General features: G+C 61.6%; 15 protein-coding genes. 8 read left to right on the top strand and 7 right to left on the bottom strand.

What is annotated here, in order from left to right; translation table 11 throughout:
- Nucleotides 1–12 precede the first annotated feature (12 nt).
- From trbE to ABID19_RS14475, 8 genes are read left to right on the top strand one after another with little or no spacing between them, the layout of a single operon-like run.
- Nucleotides 13–2,469, top strand: coding sequence for a conjugal transfer protein TrbE (gene trbE, locus ABID19_RS14510; RefSeq protein WP_354491443.1), 2,457 nt, complete (start codon nt 13–15; stop codon nt 2,467–2,469).
- Entirely contained in the window at nt 2,466–3,227 is a 762-nt protein-coding gene (gene trbJ / locus ABID19_RS14505; RefSeq protein ID WP_354491442.1) for a P-type conjugative transfer protein TrbJ, read from the top strand. Before trbE ends, trbJ begins: the two co-directional genes overlap by 4 nt.
- Before the next feature lie 9 nt (nt 3,228–3,236).
- On the top strand, nt 3,237–3,521 hold the full coding sequence (gene trbK-alt, locus ABID19_RS14500) for a putative entry exclusion protein TrbK-alt (RefSeq protein ID WP_354491441.1): 285 nt from the start codon (nt 3,237–3,239) through the stop codon (nt 3,519–3,521).
- A 4-nt stretch (nt 3,522–3,525) separates the two neighbouring features.
- The gene (gene trbL, locus ABID19_RS14495; protein ID WP_354491439.1) at nt 3,526–4,887 is read left to right on the top strand and encodes a P-type conjugative transfer protein TrbL; all 1,362 of its coding nucleotides are present in this window, start codon (nt 3,526–3,528) and stop codon (nt 4,885–4,887) included.
- Nucleotides 4,887–5,570 (top strand): conjugal transfer protein TrbF, encoded by a 684-nt coding sequence (gene trbF, locus ABID19_RS14490; protein ID WP_354491437.1) that lies wholly within the window; start codon nt 4,887–4,889, stop codon nt 5,568–5,570. The genes trbL and trbF overlap by 1 nt, the downstream gene beginning before the upstream one ends.
- Nucleotides 5,567–6,613 carry a P-type conjugative transfer protein TrbG gene (gene trbG / locus ABID19_RS14485; protein WP_354491435.1) on the top strand — a complete coding sequence of 349 codons (1,047 nt, stop codon included), beginning with the start codon at nt 5,567–5,569 and terminating at the stop codon, nt 6,611–6,613. The genes trbF and trbG overlap by 4 nt, the downstream gene beginning before the upstream one ends.
- Complete coding sequence (locus ABID19_RS14480) at nt 6,610–7,809, top strand: TraB/TrbI/VirB10 family type IV secretion system protein (protein WP_354491433.1); 1,200 nt, start codon at nt 6,610–6,612, stop codon at nt 7,807–7,809. Before trbG ends, ABID19_RS14480 begins: the two co-directional genes overlap by 4 nt.
- A 3-nt stretch (nt 7,810–7,812) precedes the next feature.
- On the top strand, nt 7,813–8,031 hold the full coding sequence (locus tag ABID19_RS14475) for a DUF2274 domain-containing protein (protein WP_354491431.1): 219 nt from the start codon (nt 7,813–7,815) through the stop codon (nt 8,029–8,031).
- A gap of 2 nt (nt 8,032–8,033) precedes the next feature.
- On the opposite strand, the gene ABID19_RS14470 is transcribed toward ABID19_RS14475, so the two are convergent.
- The 7 genes from ABID19_RS14470 to ABID19_RS14440 form a co-directional block, all read right to left on the bottom strand.
- Nucleotides 8,034–8,939 (bottom strand): LysR family transcriptional regulator, encoded by a 906-nt coding sequence (locus ABID19_RS14470; RefSeq protein WP_354491429.1) that lies wholly within the window; start codon nt 8,937–8,939, stop codon nt 8,034–8,036.
- A 22-nt stretch (nt 8,940–8,961) separates the two neighbouring features.
- Nucleotides 8,962–9,600 (bottom strand): acyl-homoserine-lactone synthase, encoded by a 639-nt coding sequence (locus tag ABID19_RS14465; RefSeq protein ID WP_354491428.1) that lies wholly within the window; start codon nt 9,598–9,600, stop codon nt 8,962–8,964.
- Between the two features lie 236 nt (nt 9,601–9,836).
- Complete coding sequence (locus ABID19_RS14460; RefSeq protein ID WP_354491426.1) at nt 9,837–10,559, bottom strand: LuxR family transcriptional regulator; 723 nt, start codon at nt 10,557–10,559, stop codon at nt 9,837–9,839.
- 415 nt (nt 10,560–10,974) lie between these two features.
- Nucleotides 10,975–11,712, bottom strand: coding sequence for an amino acid ABC transporter ATP-binding protein (locus tag ABID19_RS14455; protein ID WP_354491425.1), 738 nt, complete (start codon nt 11,710–11,712; stop codon nt 10,975–10,977).
- 57 nt (nt 11,713–11,769) lie between these two features.
- Nucleotides 11,770–12,450, bottom strand: coding sequence for an amino acid ABC transporter permease (locus ABID19_RS14450; protein WP_435528723.1), 681 nt, complete (start codon nt 12,448–12,450; stop codon nt 11,770–11,772).
- Entirely contained in the window at nt 12,443–13,159 is a 717-nt protein-coding gene (locus tag ABID19_RS14445) for an amino acid ABC transporter permease (RefSeq protein ID WP_354491423.1), read from the bottom strand. Before ABID19_RS14445 ends, ABID19_RS14450 begins: the two co-directional genes overlap by 8 nt.
- Before the next feature lie 31 nt (nt 13,160–13,190).
- On the bottom strand, nt 13,191–14,096 hold the full coding sequence (locus ABID19_RS14440) for an amino acid ABC transporter substrate-binding protein (RefSeq protein ID WP_354491421.1): 906 nt from the start codon (nt 14,094–14,096) through the stop codon (nt 13,191–13,193).
- Nucleotides 14,097–14,137: the final 41 nt, after the last annotated feature.

Raw genomic sequence — 14,137 nt, 5'->3', positions numbered from 1 at the left:
AGGAAACCCGTCATGATGAACCTTGCCGAATATCGCCGCGCCTCTTCCGGCCTGGCCGACTTCCTGCCTTGGGCAGCGCTGGTTGGGGAAGGCGTTGTCCTCAACAAGGATGGTTCCTTCCAGAGGACCGCGCGCTTTCGCGGGCCGGATCTTGAATCGTCGGTGCCGGCCGAACTGGTCGCCGTCGCCAGCCGTCTCAACAATGCTTTCCGCCGGCTCGGCTCCGGCTGGGCGATCTTCGTCGAAGCCGCCCGGCTGCCGGCGCAACGCTATCCCGAGAGCCGGTTCCCCGACGCGGCATCCGCCCTCGTGGACGCCGAACGCAAAGCCGACTTCGAAGAAGAAGACGCGCACTATGAGTCCAGCTACTACCTGACCTTCCTTTATCTGCCGCCGGCCGAGGACGCCGCGCGCGCCGAGAGCTGGCTCTATGAGGGTAAGGCGCGAGGCGGCGTCGACGCCCGCGCCATCCTGCGCGGCTTCGTCGATCGCACCGATCGGGTGCTCCAACTCGTCGAGGGCTTCATGCCCGAATGCGCATGGCTCGATGATGCCGACACGCTGACATTCCTCCACTCGACGGTCTCGACGAAGCGCCATCGCGTGCGCCTGCCCGAGATCCCGATGTATCTCGACGCGCTGCTGGCGGACGAGCCGCTAACCGGCGGCCTCGAGCCACGGCTCGGCAACTCACACCTGCGCATTCTCACCATCGTCGGGTTCCCGACCTCGACGACACCTGGCGTTCTCGACGAACTAAATCGGCTCGCCTTTCCGTATCGCTGGTCGACCCGCGCGATCATGCTCGACAAGACCGATGCGACGAAGCTCCTCACCAGGATTCGCCGGCAGTGGTTCGCCAAGCGCAAGTCGATCGCCGCGATCCTCAAGGAGGTGATGACCAACGAGACGTCGACGCTCGTCGACAGCGACGCGGCCAACAAGGCAGCCGACGCCGATCTCGCGCTCCAGGAACTGGGCTCCGACCTGATCGGGCAAGCCTATGTCACAGCGACCGTCACCGTCTGGGACGAGGATCCACGCATCGCCGACGAGAAGCTGCGCCTTGTCGAGAAGGTCATCCAGGGCCGCGACTTCACCGCGATGGCCGAGACGATCAACGCGGTCGACGCTTGGCTCGGCAGCTTGCCCGGCCAAGTCTACGCAAACGTCCGGCAGCCGCCAATCTCCACACTCAATCTCGCCCACATGATCCCGCTCTCGGCGGTGTGGGCGGGGCCGGAACGGGACGAACATTTTGCAGCGCCCCCCCTGCTCTTCGGCAGGACCGAAGGTTCGACCCCGTTCCGGTTTTCCCTCCACGTCGGCGATGTCGGCCACACCCTCGTCGTCGGTCCGACCGGCGCCGGCAAATCGGTGCTGCTGGCGCTGATGTCCTTGCAGTTCCGGCGCTACAGCCAAGCCCAAGTCTTCGCCTTCGACTTCGGCGGCTCGATCCGCGCTGCGGCGCTCGCCATGGGCGGCGACTGGCATGACCTGGGTGGCGACCTGACCGAGGGCGCCGCGGCGTCCGTCTCGCTCCAGCCGCTCGCGCGTATCCATGACACGCGCGAGCGCGCCTGGGCCGCGGACTGGATTGTGGCGATCCTTATGCGCGAGAGCGTCGCCATTACGCCGGAAGCGAAAGAGCATCTCTGGTCGGCGCTGACCTCGCTCGCGTCGGCCCCGGTGGCGGAGCGCACGCTGACGGGCTTCTCCGTCCTGTTGCAATCATCGTCCCTGAAGCAGGCCCTTCGACCCTATTGTGTCGGCGGTCCATACGGCCGGCTGCTCGACGCCGAGACGGAGCGGCTCGGCGAGGCGTCCGTCCAGGCCTTTGAGACTGAAGGACTGATCGGCACGGGCGCGGCGGCGGCCGTGCTCTCCTATCTGTTCCATCGCATCGAGGACCGCCTCGACGGTCGGCCAACGCTGCTGATCGTTGATGAAGGCTGGCTCGCTCTCGACGACGAGGGGTTTGCCGGCCAGCTCCGCGAATGGCTGAAGACGCTGCGCAAGAAGAATGCCAGCGTCGTGTTCGCAACGCAGTCGCTCTCCGACATCGACCGCAGCCCGATCGCGCCCGCCATCATCGAGAGCTGCCAGACGCGACTGCTGTTGCCGAACGAGCGTGCGATTGAGCCGCAAATCACGGCGATCTATCGGCGCTTCGGCCTCAACGATCGGCAGATCGAGATTCTCGCGCGGGCAACCCCGAAGCGCGACTACTACTGCCAGAGCCGTCGCGGCAACCGCCTGTTCGAACTTGGGCTCGGTGACGTGGCGCTCGCCTTCACCGCCACCTCGTCCAAGTCCGACCAGGCCGCGATCGAACGCGTCCTCGCTGAGGCCGGTCGTGATGGCTTCGTGCCCGCTTGGCTTCGGGCACATGGCGTCGCGTGGGCGGCCGACCTCATCCCCGATCTCACGAACCTCAGTCCTCAAAACCAGGAGACAACCCAACCATGATTAAGAGTTCCCCTTCCAGCATTGCGCGCCTCGCGGCGGCCCTGGTGACCGCGCCCATTGTGCTATCGCCGATGCTCACGACATCGGCCTACGCGCTCATCGTCTTCGATCCAACGAATTATGGGCAGAATGTCCTTCAGGCCGCCAGAGCACTGGAGCAGATCACCAACCAGATCACCTCGCTCCAGAACGAGGCGCAGATGCTGATCAACCAGGCCCGCAACCTCGCCAGCCTGCCTTTCTCCTCGCTCCAGCAGCTGCAGCAGTCTGTCCAAAAGACGCAGCAACTCCTTTCCGAGGCGCAGAACATTGCTTTCGACGTCCAGCAGATCGACCAGGCGTTCCAGACGACCTACGGCAGCGCCGCGCTCTCTGATTCGGACCAGGAGATGATCACGGGAGCTCGCGAGCGTTGGCAGAACACCGTCGACGGCCTCCAGGACGCCATGCGCGTGCAAGCCGGCGTCGTCGGCAACATCGACACCAACCGGACCCAGATGTCCGCGCTCATCGGGCAGAGCCAGGGCGCCACCGGAGCGCTGCAGGCGGCGCAGGCCGGCAACCAGCTTCTCGGCCTCCAGGCGCAGCAGCTGGCCGACCTGACCGCCGTGGTCGCCGCGAATGGCCGGGCGCAGGCGCTTCAATCGTCAGAGCAGGCCGCGGCCGCCGAACAGGGCCGCGAGCAGCGCCGCCGCTTCCTGACGCCTGGCGCCGGCTACCAGCCGGGCAACGCCCGCATGTTCCAGAACGGCGACTGAGGCAAAGTCATGGACGGAAAGATGCTCGCCCGGCTGGGCGCGATCGTGTTCGTCACGGTCGCCGTGGTGGCGACCGCGCTCGAGCTGACCCGGAAGGAAGATCGCTCCGCGATCCCCTCAGTCGGCCCACGGGAGGCCGGCAGCGCCGATCCGTTGCGCGGCGAGCTGATCCGGTGCCGCGAGCTTGGCGAAGCGGGCACGCGCGATCCGGCATGCCTACGCATCTGGGCTGAGAACCGCCGCCGCTTCCTGGCCCCCGCGCCGCCGGCGATCGATCGGCCGGAGGCCCGATAGGGTCATGGGTGGCACCGGCGTCATCGATCACTTTCTCGAAGTCTTCACCCGCTACATCGATTCCGGCTTCGGCCTGCTCGGTGGCGAGGTGGCCTTCATCGCCACCACGCTGATTGTGATCGACGTGATGCTGGCCGCCCTGTTCTGGTCGTGGGGCGCCAACGACGACATCATCGCCCGCCTTGTCAAGAAGACGCTTTTCATCGGCGTGTTCGCCTACATCATCGGAAACTGGAACAATCTCGCCCGCATCGTCTTCGAGAGCTTCGCCGGCCTCGGCCTCAAAGCGTCCGGCACCGGCTTTTCGACCGCGGATCTTCTGCGCCCCGGCAAGGTCGCCCAGACAGGTTTGGACGCCGGCCGGCCGCTGCTCGACTCCATCTCCGGCCTGATGGGCTACTGGTCGTTCTTCGAGAACTTCATCCAGATCGCCTGCATGTTTCTCGCCTGGGCGCTGGTGCTCTTCGCCTTCTTCATCCTGGCGATCCAGCTCTTCGTCACCCTTATCGAGTTCAAGCTGACCACGCTGGCGGGCTTCGTGCTGATCCCCTTCGGCCTTTTCGGAAAGTCCGCCTTTATGGCCGAGCGGGTACTCGGCAATGTCATCTCCTCCGGTATCAAGGTGCTGGTGCTCGCCGTCATCATCGGGATTGGCTCGACACTCTTTTCCGAATTCACAACTGGTTTCGTGGGGGCAACACCCACAATCGACGACGCCATGGCGATCGTGCTTGCCGCGCTCGCGCTGCTCGGCCTTGGTATCTTCGGTCCGGGCATCGCCAATGGCCTCGTCTCGGGCGGCCCCCAAGTTGGCGCCGGCGCCGCTGTCGGCACGGGTCTCGCTGCTGGCGGCTTGGTGATGGCAGGCGGTGCTGCCCTTGGAACGGGCGCAGGGGGTTTCGGCGCTGTGGCAGGTGGTGCCTCAGCTGCGGCGCGCGGCGGCGCCGCGCTCGCCGGCGGCGCCGCGACGTCCTACAGCCTCGCTTCCGCGGGCCAGACGGGCGCAGCCCGCGTTGCCTCGGGCCTCGGCGGCGTCGTGCGCGCCGGAGCCAGCGCCGCCACATCGCCGCTCAGACGCTCCACGTCCCGCACTGCCGACAGCATGGCGCAGAGCTTCTCCAGTGGCGCGGATTCCGCGTTCGAGGCGACTGGGCGTTCTTCGACCATGGGCTCGGTCGGCAGCACGGCTGAGGCCGCGAACGATCCGTCCATCTCCCCCGGCTCCTCGACACCGCCCGCCTGGGCTAAGAGCATGAAGCGCTCCCAGACTGTCAGCCATGGGGTCTCGGCTATCAGCCACGCCGTCCGATCGGGCGACGCCCATGGCGGCGGCTCATCCGTCAATCTCTCCGAAGGGGACCGCTGATGTTCAAACGACCCTCCACCCACTACGGCAAGACACCCGAACCCGAGACCCCGTACCAAAAGGCCGCGCAGGTCTGGGATGACCGGATCGGCTCGGCGCGTGTCCAGGCGAAGAACTGGCGCTTGATGGCCTTTGGCTCACTGGTGCTCGCCGGTGGCTTCGCTGCAGCGCTGGTTTGGCAATCGGCGCGTGGGACGGTAGTGCCGTGGGTCGTGCAGGTTGACCGGATCGGACAGGCACAAGCCGTCGAACCGGCCGTAGCCGATTACCGCCCGACCGATCCGCAGATCGCGTGGCACCTGGCCCGCTTCATCGAACAGGTCCGCTCGATCCCAGCCGACGCGATCATCGTTCGCCAGAACTGGCTCAGGGCCTACGACTTCACGACCGACCGCGGCGCGCTGGCGCTCAACGACTACGCCCGCGCCAACGAACCTTTCTCCAAGGTCGGCAAACAGCAGATCGCCGTCGAGGTGTCGAGCGTCATACGCGCCTCTCCGGATAGCTTCCGCGTCGCCTGGGTGGAACGGCGCTACGAGGACGGTTCGCTCGCATCCACTGAGCGCTGGACTGCGATCATCACGGTCGTGATCCAGCCGCCGCGCGACACTGAGCGGCTGCGCAAGAACCCTCTCGGCGTCTTCGTCAACGCCATCAACTGGTCGAAGGAACTGGGCCAATGATACTTTATCCCCATAGCGCCGTGAGACCGGAACCCCGGAAAGCCGGATTTCCTCACTTCCGTAAATCCGTGTTTCCGCTCCTGCTGCTCTCCGCAACGGCGCTTGGTGGCTGCGCCACCAAAAAGCCGCCGCAGATTTCCTACGACGATCCGCAGCCAGCAGTGTTAGCGCCCGCGCCGCCGGCGCCGGTCCAGGTCGTTGAAGTTCCCCGTCCCCTGCCCTTGCCGGGCCAGTTGAAGCCGGTCAAGGAAACACGTCAAACGCAGGAACCGGGCGAGCCCACCGCCCGAGTCAATCAGGCCAACGCCGCGGCGCGCATGCAGCCTGTTCGTGACGGCTTTATCAATGCGATGCAGGTCTATCCCTTTACGCAGGGCGCGCTCTATCAAGTCTATACCGCGGTCGGACAGATCACCGACGTCGCACTGCAGCCTGGCGAGCAACTCGTCGGCTCCGGTCCAGTCGCCGCCGGAGACACGGTGCGCTGGGTGATTGGCGATACCGAAAGCGGCTCGGGCGCAACACGCCAGATCCACATCCTCGTCAAGCCCACCCGTGCGGACCTGACGACGAATCTCGTCATCAATACCGATCGGCGCACGTACCATATGGAACTGCGCTCGACGACCGGCACCTACATGGCATCCGTATCCTGGCAATATCCGCAGGACCAGCTCATCGCACTGCGCCGGCAGAACGCTCGAGCCGAGTCCGCCCAGCCCGTCGCCACCGGCGTCGACCTCGCGTCGATTAACTTCCGTTATTCGATCGAAGGTGACCGCGCGCCGTGGCGACCACTCCGCGCCTTTGACGACGGCCGCCAGGTCTTCATCGAATTCCCGCGCGGCATCGGCCAGGGTGAAATGCCGCCCCTGTTCATCGTCGGCCCCGAGGGCGACACCTCCGAACTCGTGAACTATCGCGTCCGCGGCAATCACATGATCGTCGACAGGATGTTCGCCGCCGCCGAACTGCGTTTCGGCAGCGGCCGCAAGCAGCAGCGCGTCCGCATCGTGCGCAGCGACGGAAGGCCCGCGTCATGAGGGAGGACCGGGAAGAGGATGGACGGCCGCCGGTCGGTGGCGAAGCGCCTGATCCAGCGCCCATGCGCCTGCGTGGCGAGGCACCGCGTGTCACCCGCTTGTCTAGGCGTGTCCTCGCAGGGATCAGCCTGGTCGCCAGCCTCGGCATTGGCGGCGCGCTGATTTACGCGCTGCAAACACGTCATAGCGGGCCCGGCAACGAGGAACTGTACTCAACCGACAACAGTACCACGGCGGATGGACTCGCCGGACTGCCGCACGACTATTCCGGGGTGCCGCAGCCCAATGTTCCACAATTGGGGCCGCCACTTCCAGGAGATCTGGGGCGTCCGATACTCAACTCCCAGAACCGTGGTCAGCCCGTCCAAGGGGTCAGCGCCGAGGAACAGCACCGGCTCCAGGAAATCGAAGCCGCGCGCACCAGCCGGCTGTTCGCCGGCACGGAAACGCGGTCCGTAGCGGCCACGCCGGCGCCCGCGCCGGGCAATACGCCGGCGATGGAGCCGGCAACGCTGGCGGGCCTTGGCCTCGCGCCAGAGCCTGCCACACCCACCGCACAGGAACGGCAGGCCGCCTTCCTCAACGCGCCGGTCGACCGGCGCACGGTCAGCCCCGATCGCATTGCAGCGCCGGCCTCGCGCTACGTCCTGCAGGCCGGATCGATCATCGCGGCGGCCCTCATCACCGGCATCCGCTCCGACTTGCCCGGCCAGATCGCCGCTCAGGTGACCGAGAACGTCTATGATAGTCCCACCGGACGCATCCTCATCATCCCGCAGGGCGCGCGGCTGATCGGCCAATACGACAACAGCGTCGGCTTCGGTCAGCGCCGCGTACTACTGGTCTGGATCCGCATCATCATGCCGAATGGCAGGTCTATCGTTCTGGAGCGGCAACCCGGCACCGACGCCGAGGGCTATGCCGGTCTCGAGGACGGCGTCGACTATCACTGGTGGGATCTCGCCAAGGCGGCCGGCCTATCAACGCTGCTCAGCGTCGGAGCGGAACTAGCGACCGACGATGAGGACAAGCTTGTCCAAGCCATCCAGAACGGCGCCCAGGACACGATTAACGACGCCGGCCAGCAGATCGTACGCCGACAACTCAGCGTCGCGCCGACGCTAACGATCCGGCCTGGCTTCCCGGTACGCGTGATCGTCACCCGCGACCTCGTCCTCGAACCCTATGGAGGGTGATCCATGGCGAAGCTGAAACTTGGGGCCATTGCCGACGACAAGCCGGTCAAGATCTCCATCGAACTTCCGGCCACCCTGCATCGCGACCTCATTGCCTATGCCGAGATTCTCGGCCGGGAGACTGGCCAGTCCGTCAGCGAACCGACCAGGCTGATCGTGCCGATGATCGAGCGCTTCATGGCGACGGATCGGGGATTCGCAAAGGCGCGGCGCTTGCGGTAAATCTAGCTCGAAGGCGCGGGATAGCGCTCTTCCAAGAGCCTGCGAAAGGCCAGCAGAGCCGGATTGTCGTTGTCACTCTGCCAATAGGCAGCGTAACTGATCCGGCTCGGGCCATTGCCGTCCTGCAGATCGCGATAGACAACGCGGGCGTGACTGGCACCGATACCAGCTTCAGAGATCAGGCTAATCCCAAAACCAGCCCCGACGAGACCCATTAGGCTTTCGCGACTGACGTCCTGGTTGGCAACCTTGGGCTGGACGCGGGGCGAAGCCAGTTTCGCCAATAAGATATTCCTCAGTTCCGGTCCGGGGTCGCGCTGGCTTAGCAGGAAAGTTTCGCATCTAAGGTCGGTCCAATAGACGATCTCGTTCGCCGCCAGCGAGTGGCTCGTCGGCAGCGCGACCATGATGCGTTCGCTCCACAAGGCCATTGTTCCCCTTTCGCGAACGGCGGGTTCGCCAGTCATGATGGCAATGTCGAGCTGGCCATGCTCCAAGCCCGCGAAGAGGTTCGTTCGTGCTGCCTCCACAACGCGGATTTCCAGTTGCGGCAATCGTCGCGCTAGTTCCATAAGGCTTGCGCACAAATTACCCGCCGACAGCGAGGTGTAGAAACCGATGGCCAACCGGCCGGCCTCTCCTCGGCCCACGGCCTTCGCCGAGGCGACCATGTGCTCCAGTCCATCAACCAAATGGCGGGAAGTGCGCAGAATTTCAGTGCCGGCGACTGTCAGTCGTACGCCGCTGCTCGATCGCTCAAACACCGTAACGCCCAGGCGATCCTCCATCTGGCGAATGCTACGGCTAAGAGACGACTGCTTGACGCCAAGCGCCTCCGCCGCACTGCGGAAGCTGCCGTAGTGTGCGGCCGCAACAGCGTAGCGGAGGTGGCGCAATTCGATGGACATTATCGACTTGCAACGGCCAAGATCACGCCGCCGCTAACGGAGCGTGGCCAACCATGAGCACGGGCCCTTGGAGCTGACCCATTTCGCGCACGTTATTCAACGCGGGTTCAGAGATCGGCAGATGGCCAGCAAGTGCTTTCGTGTCGCCAATTGGGGTAGGTGGAGAAAAGCGTTCCAACGGCCACCCGGCGCGCCTCAGAATGCGCTCAAATCGAACGTCAGTTACGGTGACCACCGAGTCTTGGCCCTCCCGGAGCCCCCATTCGAGAATCCCGGCAAGCAGACTGAACGTCGCGTCGCGAAGACCAGTTGCGCCGACACTGGCAGCCGAGCTGGTGTCAACACAGAAGCGCGAACTTTCGAATATCTTGTCGCTTCGCGGAGGGCGGTTCGACCCGAGTAGCGCGGCAAATGTATTTGCCAGCATCGTCGGCCCGGTCGTCGGCAGCAGCCTCGCGCAGCCGACCACCGAGCCGCTCTTGTCGGCAGCTATGATGTATGTCGGCTTAAGCGTGTCGAAAGCGTCGATTTCCATATCGCCTGAAACCGAAACGTCCCAATTGAGACGATCCCGAAAAACACGATAGCGCAGTCGGTGCATGCCGGCGATCAAATCTGGAAGTTCAGAGTAATTGGGGTAAGACACTTGAATTACGCGCATGGCATGGCTCCTTGTTTGCAGGACAAAAGAGCACAGCGAGCCGGTCCACGTAGCTGTAGAATATTACAGGGTAAGTAAAAAAGGACGCCGCAGCGTGTATTTGGCTGACTGGCAATGACGGCTGTACTCAGCAGGCGCCGAATTCGGAGATGGCCCGCAACAGTGAACCAGGGTGATACTGCGCCAGCTGCCCCAGCTGGGAAGCAGGATCGAGTGATCGTCAAGGCGAGTGGTCGTCAGGACAAGACCAGGCCTCGGCGAGAAGCCTCAGCTACGGCTTGAGCGACCGTGGATGCGTTCAACTTCGACCGCGCATTCTCGAGATGGAAAACGACTGTTCGCGTGGTGATGCCAAGAATTTTCGCTGTTTCCGGCATCTTCTTGCCGCGTGCCGCCCAGGACAGGCACTGCTGCTCCCGTTGAGTGAGTGGTGCATCAGCCAGCCGCGTGAGACCCAGCTGGAGTTTCGCATAAACGTGAGCATGATAGTAGAGCCCTGCAAGTTGCAGGTTATCCATCAAATTGGTTGAGCGAACGTCGACACCTGCGTCCATATTGCCTGCGAGAGTGAACGCTGCAAAGCGACCGAAGCCTCCCCTTATCGGAACAGTCACGCCACTGTGAATGCCGAATTTGGCGGCCTCGGTGAAGAATAGCTGCTGGGAAACTGTGGGCGATCGCAGCGTTCGACGATCCCATTGAAACAGCCGTTGCGATGATCTGGCTGTCATGACGACCGGGTCAATGTCCTCATATCGCTGATTGAGGTACTGCCGAGCCCATGAACTTGGATACGATGACAGCACCTTGCGTGTTGGTTCCGCAAACCCGAGATAAGCGAACCATTTGAAATCTAAGCGCACAGCGAACCGATCAGCGGCAGCTTTGAGGCCATCCGCATCATGGGCCGTTTCGAGTGCGTCAACGAAGTCTCTGAACGTGAGGTCGAGAAGCGTCATCTACACGGTCCTGAAGATTTTGAGCCGTCTCCCGCGATGGCTCCAGGGGCACTCGAAGGAACAGCGAAACTACGGTGAGACAAAAGGCGATGGAGAGACGCCCATTCTGGACGGACAGGATTCGATTTGATGAAGCACCTCCCCGCAGGGCGAATGAACTCCGACGGCTGGACGCCTGTCCCAGGTAACTGCACGAGGTCCAGGGCCCGGCCAAGACCTTGTGCTTCGGCGCGGACCGGATCACGCGAGCCGCTTTGTGGCGCCAGCGTGGCATTTGGAAGCGAGCGGGAATCCACAGTTCGCATCTTCCCCAGCCCGAGCAAATATCCTTGCCAGGGTGCGGTTCCTGCGCGCTAGCGTGCGCTAGGCCCACCTTACGCCTTAGGCTTGAACATTCAGGTCTCCCAAAGCTATTTCAGTGGGATAGGATCTTTGACAGGAATTGCTGTGCCCGCTCGCTCCTAGCATTGGCAAAAAAATCGGCCTTATTTGCATCTTCGACAATTTCACCTTGGTCCATAAAGACGACCCTATGCGCAACTTTCCGGGCGAAGCCCATTTCGTGTGTTACGACCATCATTGTCATCCCATCAGCGGCCAAACCGGTCATTACTTCGAGCACCTCGTTTATCATCTCCGGATCAAGAGCCGACGTAGGCTCGTCGAAGAGCATTGCAATCGGATCCATCGCTAATGCGCGTGCAATTGCTACCCGCTGCTGCTGCCCTCCTGACAACTGACCTGGAAACCGATCGACCTTGTCAAATAATCCCACTCGTTCAAGGAGCAGGTGGGCCTTTTCCTGCGCCTGGTCCTTCGAACGACCAAGAACTTTCATTGGAGCCAAGGTAACGTTCTGCTCGACGGTGAGATGCGGATAAAGCTCAAAGTGCTGGAATACCATGCCAATGCGTGCGCGCAATTTCGTCAAATCGGTTCGCCTATCGGTGACCAATACACCGTCCACCTCGATTGCGCCGCGGTTCACCGTTTCCAATCCATTGACGCATTTGATCAGTGTCGATTTTCCAGAACCGGACGGTCCACAGACCACAACGACTTCGCCTTTGCGCACCGCTGTTGAGCACTCCCTCAAGACCTCCAACGAGCCGTAAGACTTGCTGACCTTGTCAATCATTATCGTCGGTTTCATCGGATCTCGTTCTTCACCAGCAGAGGGACGCCAAAGATGCGTCTTTGGATGCAAAACTCATTGGCGTTCTCGTGTGGCGGCAGTTCGCTGCCGTAACAGGCTTACGGCGCGGGACGCCGAAAAACTTATCGCGAAGTAGATAATGGCCGCGAAAACATACAGCTCCACGAGTGCAGCCTCGCGATTGGCTATCACGGTGACGGCAGTCATGAAGTCGTGCAGCCCGACGACGTAAACGAGCGACGTGTCCTGGAATAGGACGATCCCTTGGGTCAGGAGGATTGGGATCATTCTTTGAAATGCTTGCGGCAGCACGACGTAACAATATACCTGAAGCTGGGTCATACCCGACGCCGTGGCGGCCGATACCTGCCCCTTCGATATTCCTTGAATTCCGGCGCGTATGATCTCGCTGTAATATGCTGCTTCGAACAGGACGAACGCTATCAAAGCAGATGCGAATGCTCCGACCGGACGACCCACAACCAGGGGCATCAAGAAATAGAACCAGAAGATCACCATGATGAGCGGAAGCGATCGTAGGCCGTTCACATACCCAGCCGCGATTACTGCAATCGGCTGAGGCGCGAGAAGGCGAACAACCGCGATAGCGGTTCCGAGGACTATTCCTCCTGCCATTGCCAGAACAAGAAGGAGAAAGCTCGTTTTCATGCCCTCCCACAGGAACGGGGCGGACTGAACGATGACGTTCTGATCGAGGGATCCCATTTCACCCATGACCCACAGTTCCGGGGATAGCCACAGCAATCTCAACTCTTCTCATTAGAGCGACTACAATCAAGGTAAGGCTTGAATAAATGGCAGTGGCTGCGGTAAAGGCCTCGATTCCTTGGAAAGTTATACTTTCGATTTGTCGGCTTTGCCCCGTCAGTTCCAAAACGCCAATCGTTAGTGCGAGAGATGAGTTCTTGATCAGGCTCAAGAACTCCGAGGTCATGGGCGGAAGAATATTCCGAGCGGCCAAGGGAATCAGCACATAGCGATACGACTGGAAACGAGACAGTCCGCTGGCGGCAGTCGCCATCGCTTGACCGCGGCCGACGGCCTCGATCCCTGCTCGAACTTGCTCCCCTATACGCGACGCCGAGAATAATCCAAGCCCGACCACAGCGGTCCAATATTCCGGCATTGGCATGTCGCGCTTAAGAAAGCGGCCGACACTGTCCGGCACTACTTCGGGTAGTACGAAATACCAAAGGAACAACTGCAGAAGCAGCGGAATGTTTCGAAAAATTTCCACATAGGTTGCGCCCACCATTCGAGCGGTGCGTGAAGGGAGCGTTCGCATAATTCCCACGAACACTCCCATTAGCATGGCAATGCAGAAGGCCGCGCCCGCCACCAAGAGCGTCCAAGTCAAGCCCGAGACAAGCCATCCCAAGTATGGTTCCGTAATTACTATGCCCCAGTTCCAGCGGTAATTCACGGCGGCTCGCTCTCGTTAAGAAATTGTTCGCTCAGCGTGGTATCGCCTGAAGGTTGAACGCCGCCCTTGACTGGTCATCAAGCTTGATGTCGTAGGTCCCAAACCACTTCTCAAAAATTCTATCCGCATCGCCTGACCTGAAAATTTCAGCGAATGCTTTGCGGACCAGAAGCGAAAAGTCGGCGTCCCCTCGCTGCATCACTACGCCGTAAGGTTCGTATGTAAGCAGGCGCCCGACAACTTTCAGCGACCCTGCCGGCTTAGCCCTCGTTGCGGCGAAGATCTTGAGCAGTGCGCCGTCCGTTACAAACCCATCCGCCCGGCCCGACTGCACCAACAGGACAGCTTCCGCATTGTCGCGCACGAACAAAAACTCGATGCGAAGATCTTCTTTCTCGCTCAGCGCGCGAAGTCTAGATTCCGTCGTCGACCCCTGGAGCATGGCAACCTTCTTGCCTGCCAAGCCTTCATAATCAGCGATTGTACTTGACGAGGGCACGAGGATTTGCGCGCCGGTGACGTAAATGATCGGTGAGAAGTCGACTTGCTCCTGGCGCTGCAAAGTATTCGTTGTCGTGCCACATTCGAGGTCCACGGTACCATTTGCGACCAGGGGGATTCGGCTGGTGACATTCACAGGTACATACTGAACCTTCAGGTCCGAGCGACCCAACTGCGCCTTGATTGCATCCACAATTCTCAAACAGAAATCGATCGAATATCCCTCGACCTTCAGCTCCGAGTTTAGGAATGAGAACGGTGTCGATGCCTCCCTGTGACCTATCGCGACAGAACCCCGATCCGCGATCCGCTTTAAAATCGGGCTGTTTCCGGGTCCAGTTGACACAGTCGTTTGCGCAAATGCCGATATGGCTATGGCACCGAGAAAGGCCGATGCCAAAGCCAAGCCCGCTAGAGACTTCAAAAAAACGCCCATTTCACTCTCCCTATTGTCGCCCATACGTTATATTAGATATA

Source organism: Mesorhizobium robiniae (genome assembly GCF_040545535.1).
GTDB lineage: Bacteria > Pseudomonadota > Alphaproteobacteria > Rhizobiales > Rhizobiaceae > Mesorhizobium > Mesorhizobium robiniae.
The sequence above is the reverse complement of the archived record's forward strand: the minus strand, read 5'-3'. Positions and strand labels throughout refer to the sequence as shown.

Coding starts and splice junctions, on each gene's coding strand:
- ABID19_RS14475 (WP_354491431.1), top strand. CDS start 7,813: ATGGCGAAGCTGAAACTTGGGGCCATTGCCGACGACAAGCCGGTCAAG.
- ABID19_RS14450 (WP_435528723.1), bottom strand. CDS start 12,450: ATGGGTGAAATGGGATCCCTCGATCAGAACGTCATCGTTCAGTCCGCC.
- trbG (WP_354491435.1), top strand. CDS start 5,567: ATGATACTTTATCCCCATAGCGCCGTGAGACCGGAACCCCGGAAAGCC.
- trbF (WP_354491437.1), top strand. CDS start 4,887: ATGTTCAAACGACCCTCCACCCACTACGGCAAGACACCCGAACCCGAG.
- ABID19_RS14470 (WP_354491429.1), bottom strand. CDS start 8,939: ATGTCCATCGAATTGCGCCACCTCCGCTACGCTGTTGCGGCCGCACAC.
- trbL (WP_354491439.1), top strand. CDS start 3,526: ATGGGTGGCACCGGCGTCATCGATCACTTTCTCGAAGTCTTCACCCGC.
- ABID19_RS14440 (WP_354491421.1), bottom strand. CDS start 14,096: ATGGGCGTTTTTTTGAAGTCTCTAGCGGGCTTGGCTTTGGCATCGGCC.
- ABID19_RS14480 (WP_354491433.1), top strand. CDS start 6,610: ATGAGGGAGGACCGGGAAGAGGATGGACGGCCGCCGGTCGGTGGCGAA.
- trbK-alt (WP_354491441.1), top strand. CDS start 3,237: ATGGACGGAAAGATGCTCGCCCGGCTGGGCGCGATCGTGTTCGTCACG.
- ABID19_RS14455 (WP_354491425.1), bottom strand. CDS start 11,712: ATGAAACCGACGATAATGATTGACAAGGTCAGCAAGTCTTACGGCTCG.
- trbJ (WP_354491442.1), top strand. CDS start 2,466: ATGATTAAGAGTTCCCCTTCCAGCATTGCGCGCCTCGCGGCGGCCCTG.
- trbE (WP_354491443.1), top strand. CDS start 13: ATGATGAACCTTGCCGAATATCGCCGCGCCTCTTCCGGCCTGGCCGAC.
- ABID19_RS14460 (WP_354491426.1), bottom strand. CDS start 10,559: ATGACGCTTCTCGACCTCACGTTCAGAGACTTCGTTGACGCACTCGAA.
- ABID19_RS14465 (WP_354491428.1), bottom strand. CDS start 9,600: ATGCGCGTAATTCAAGTGTCTTACCCCAATTACTCTGAACTTCCAGAT.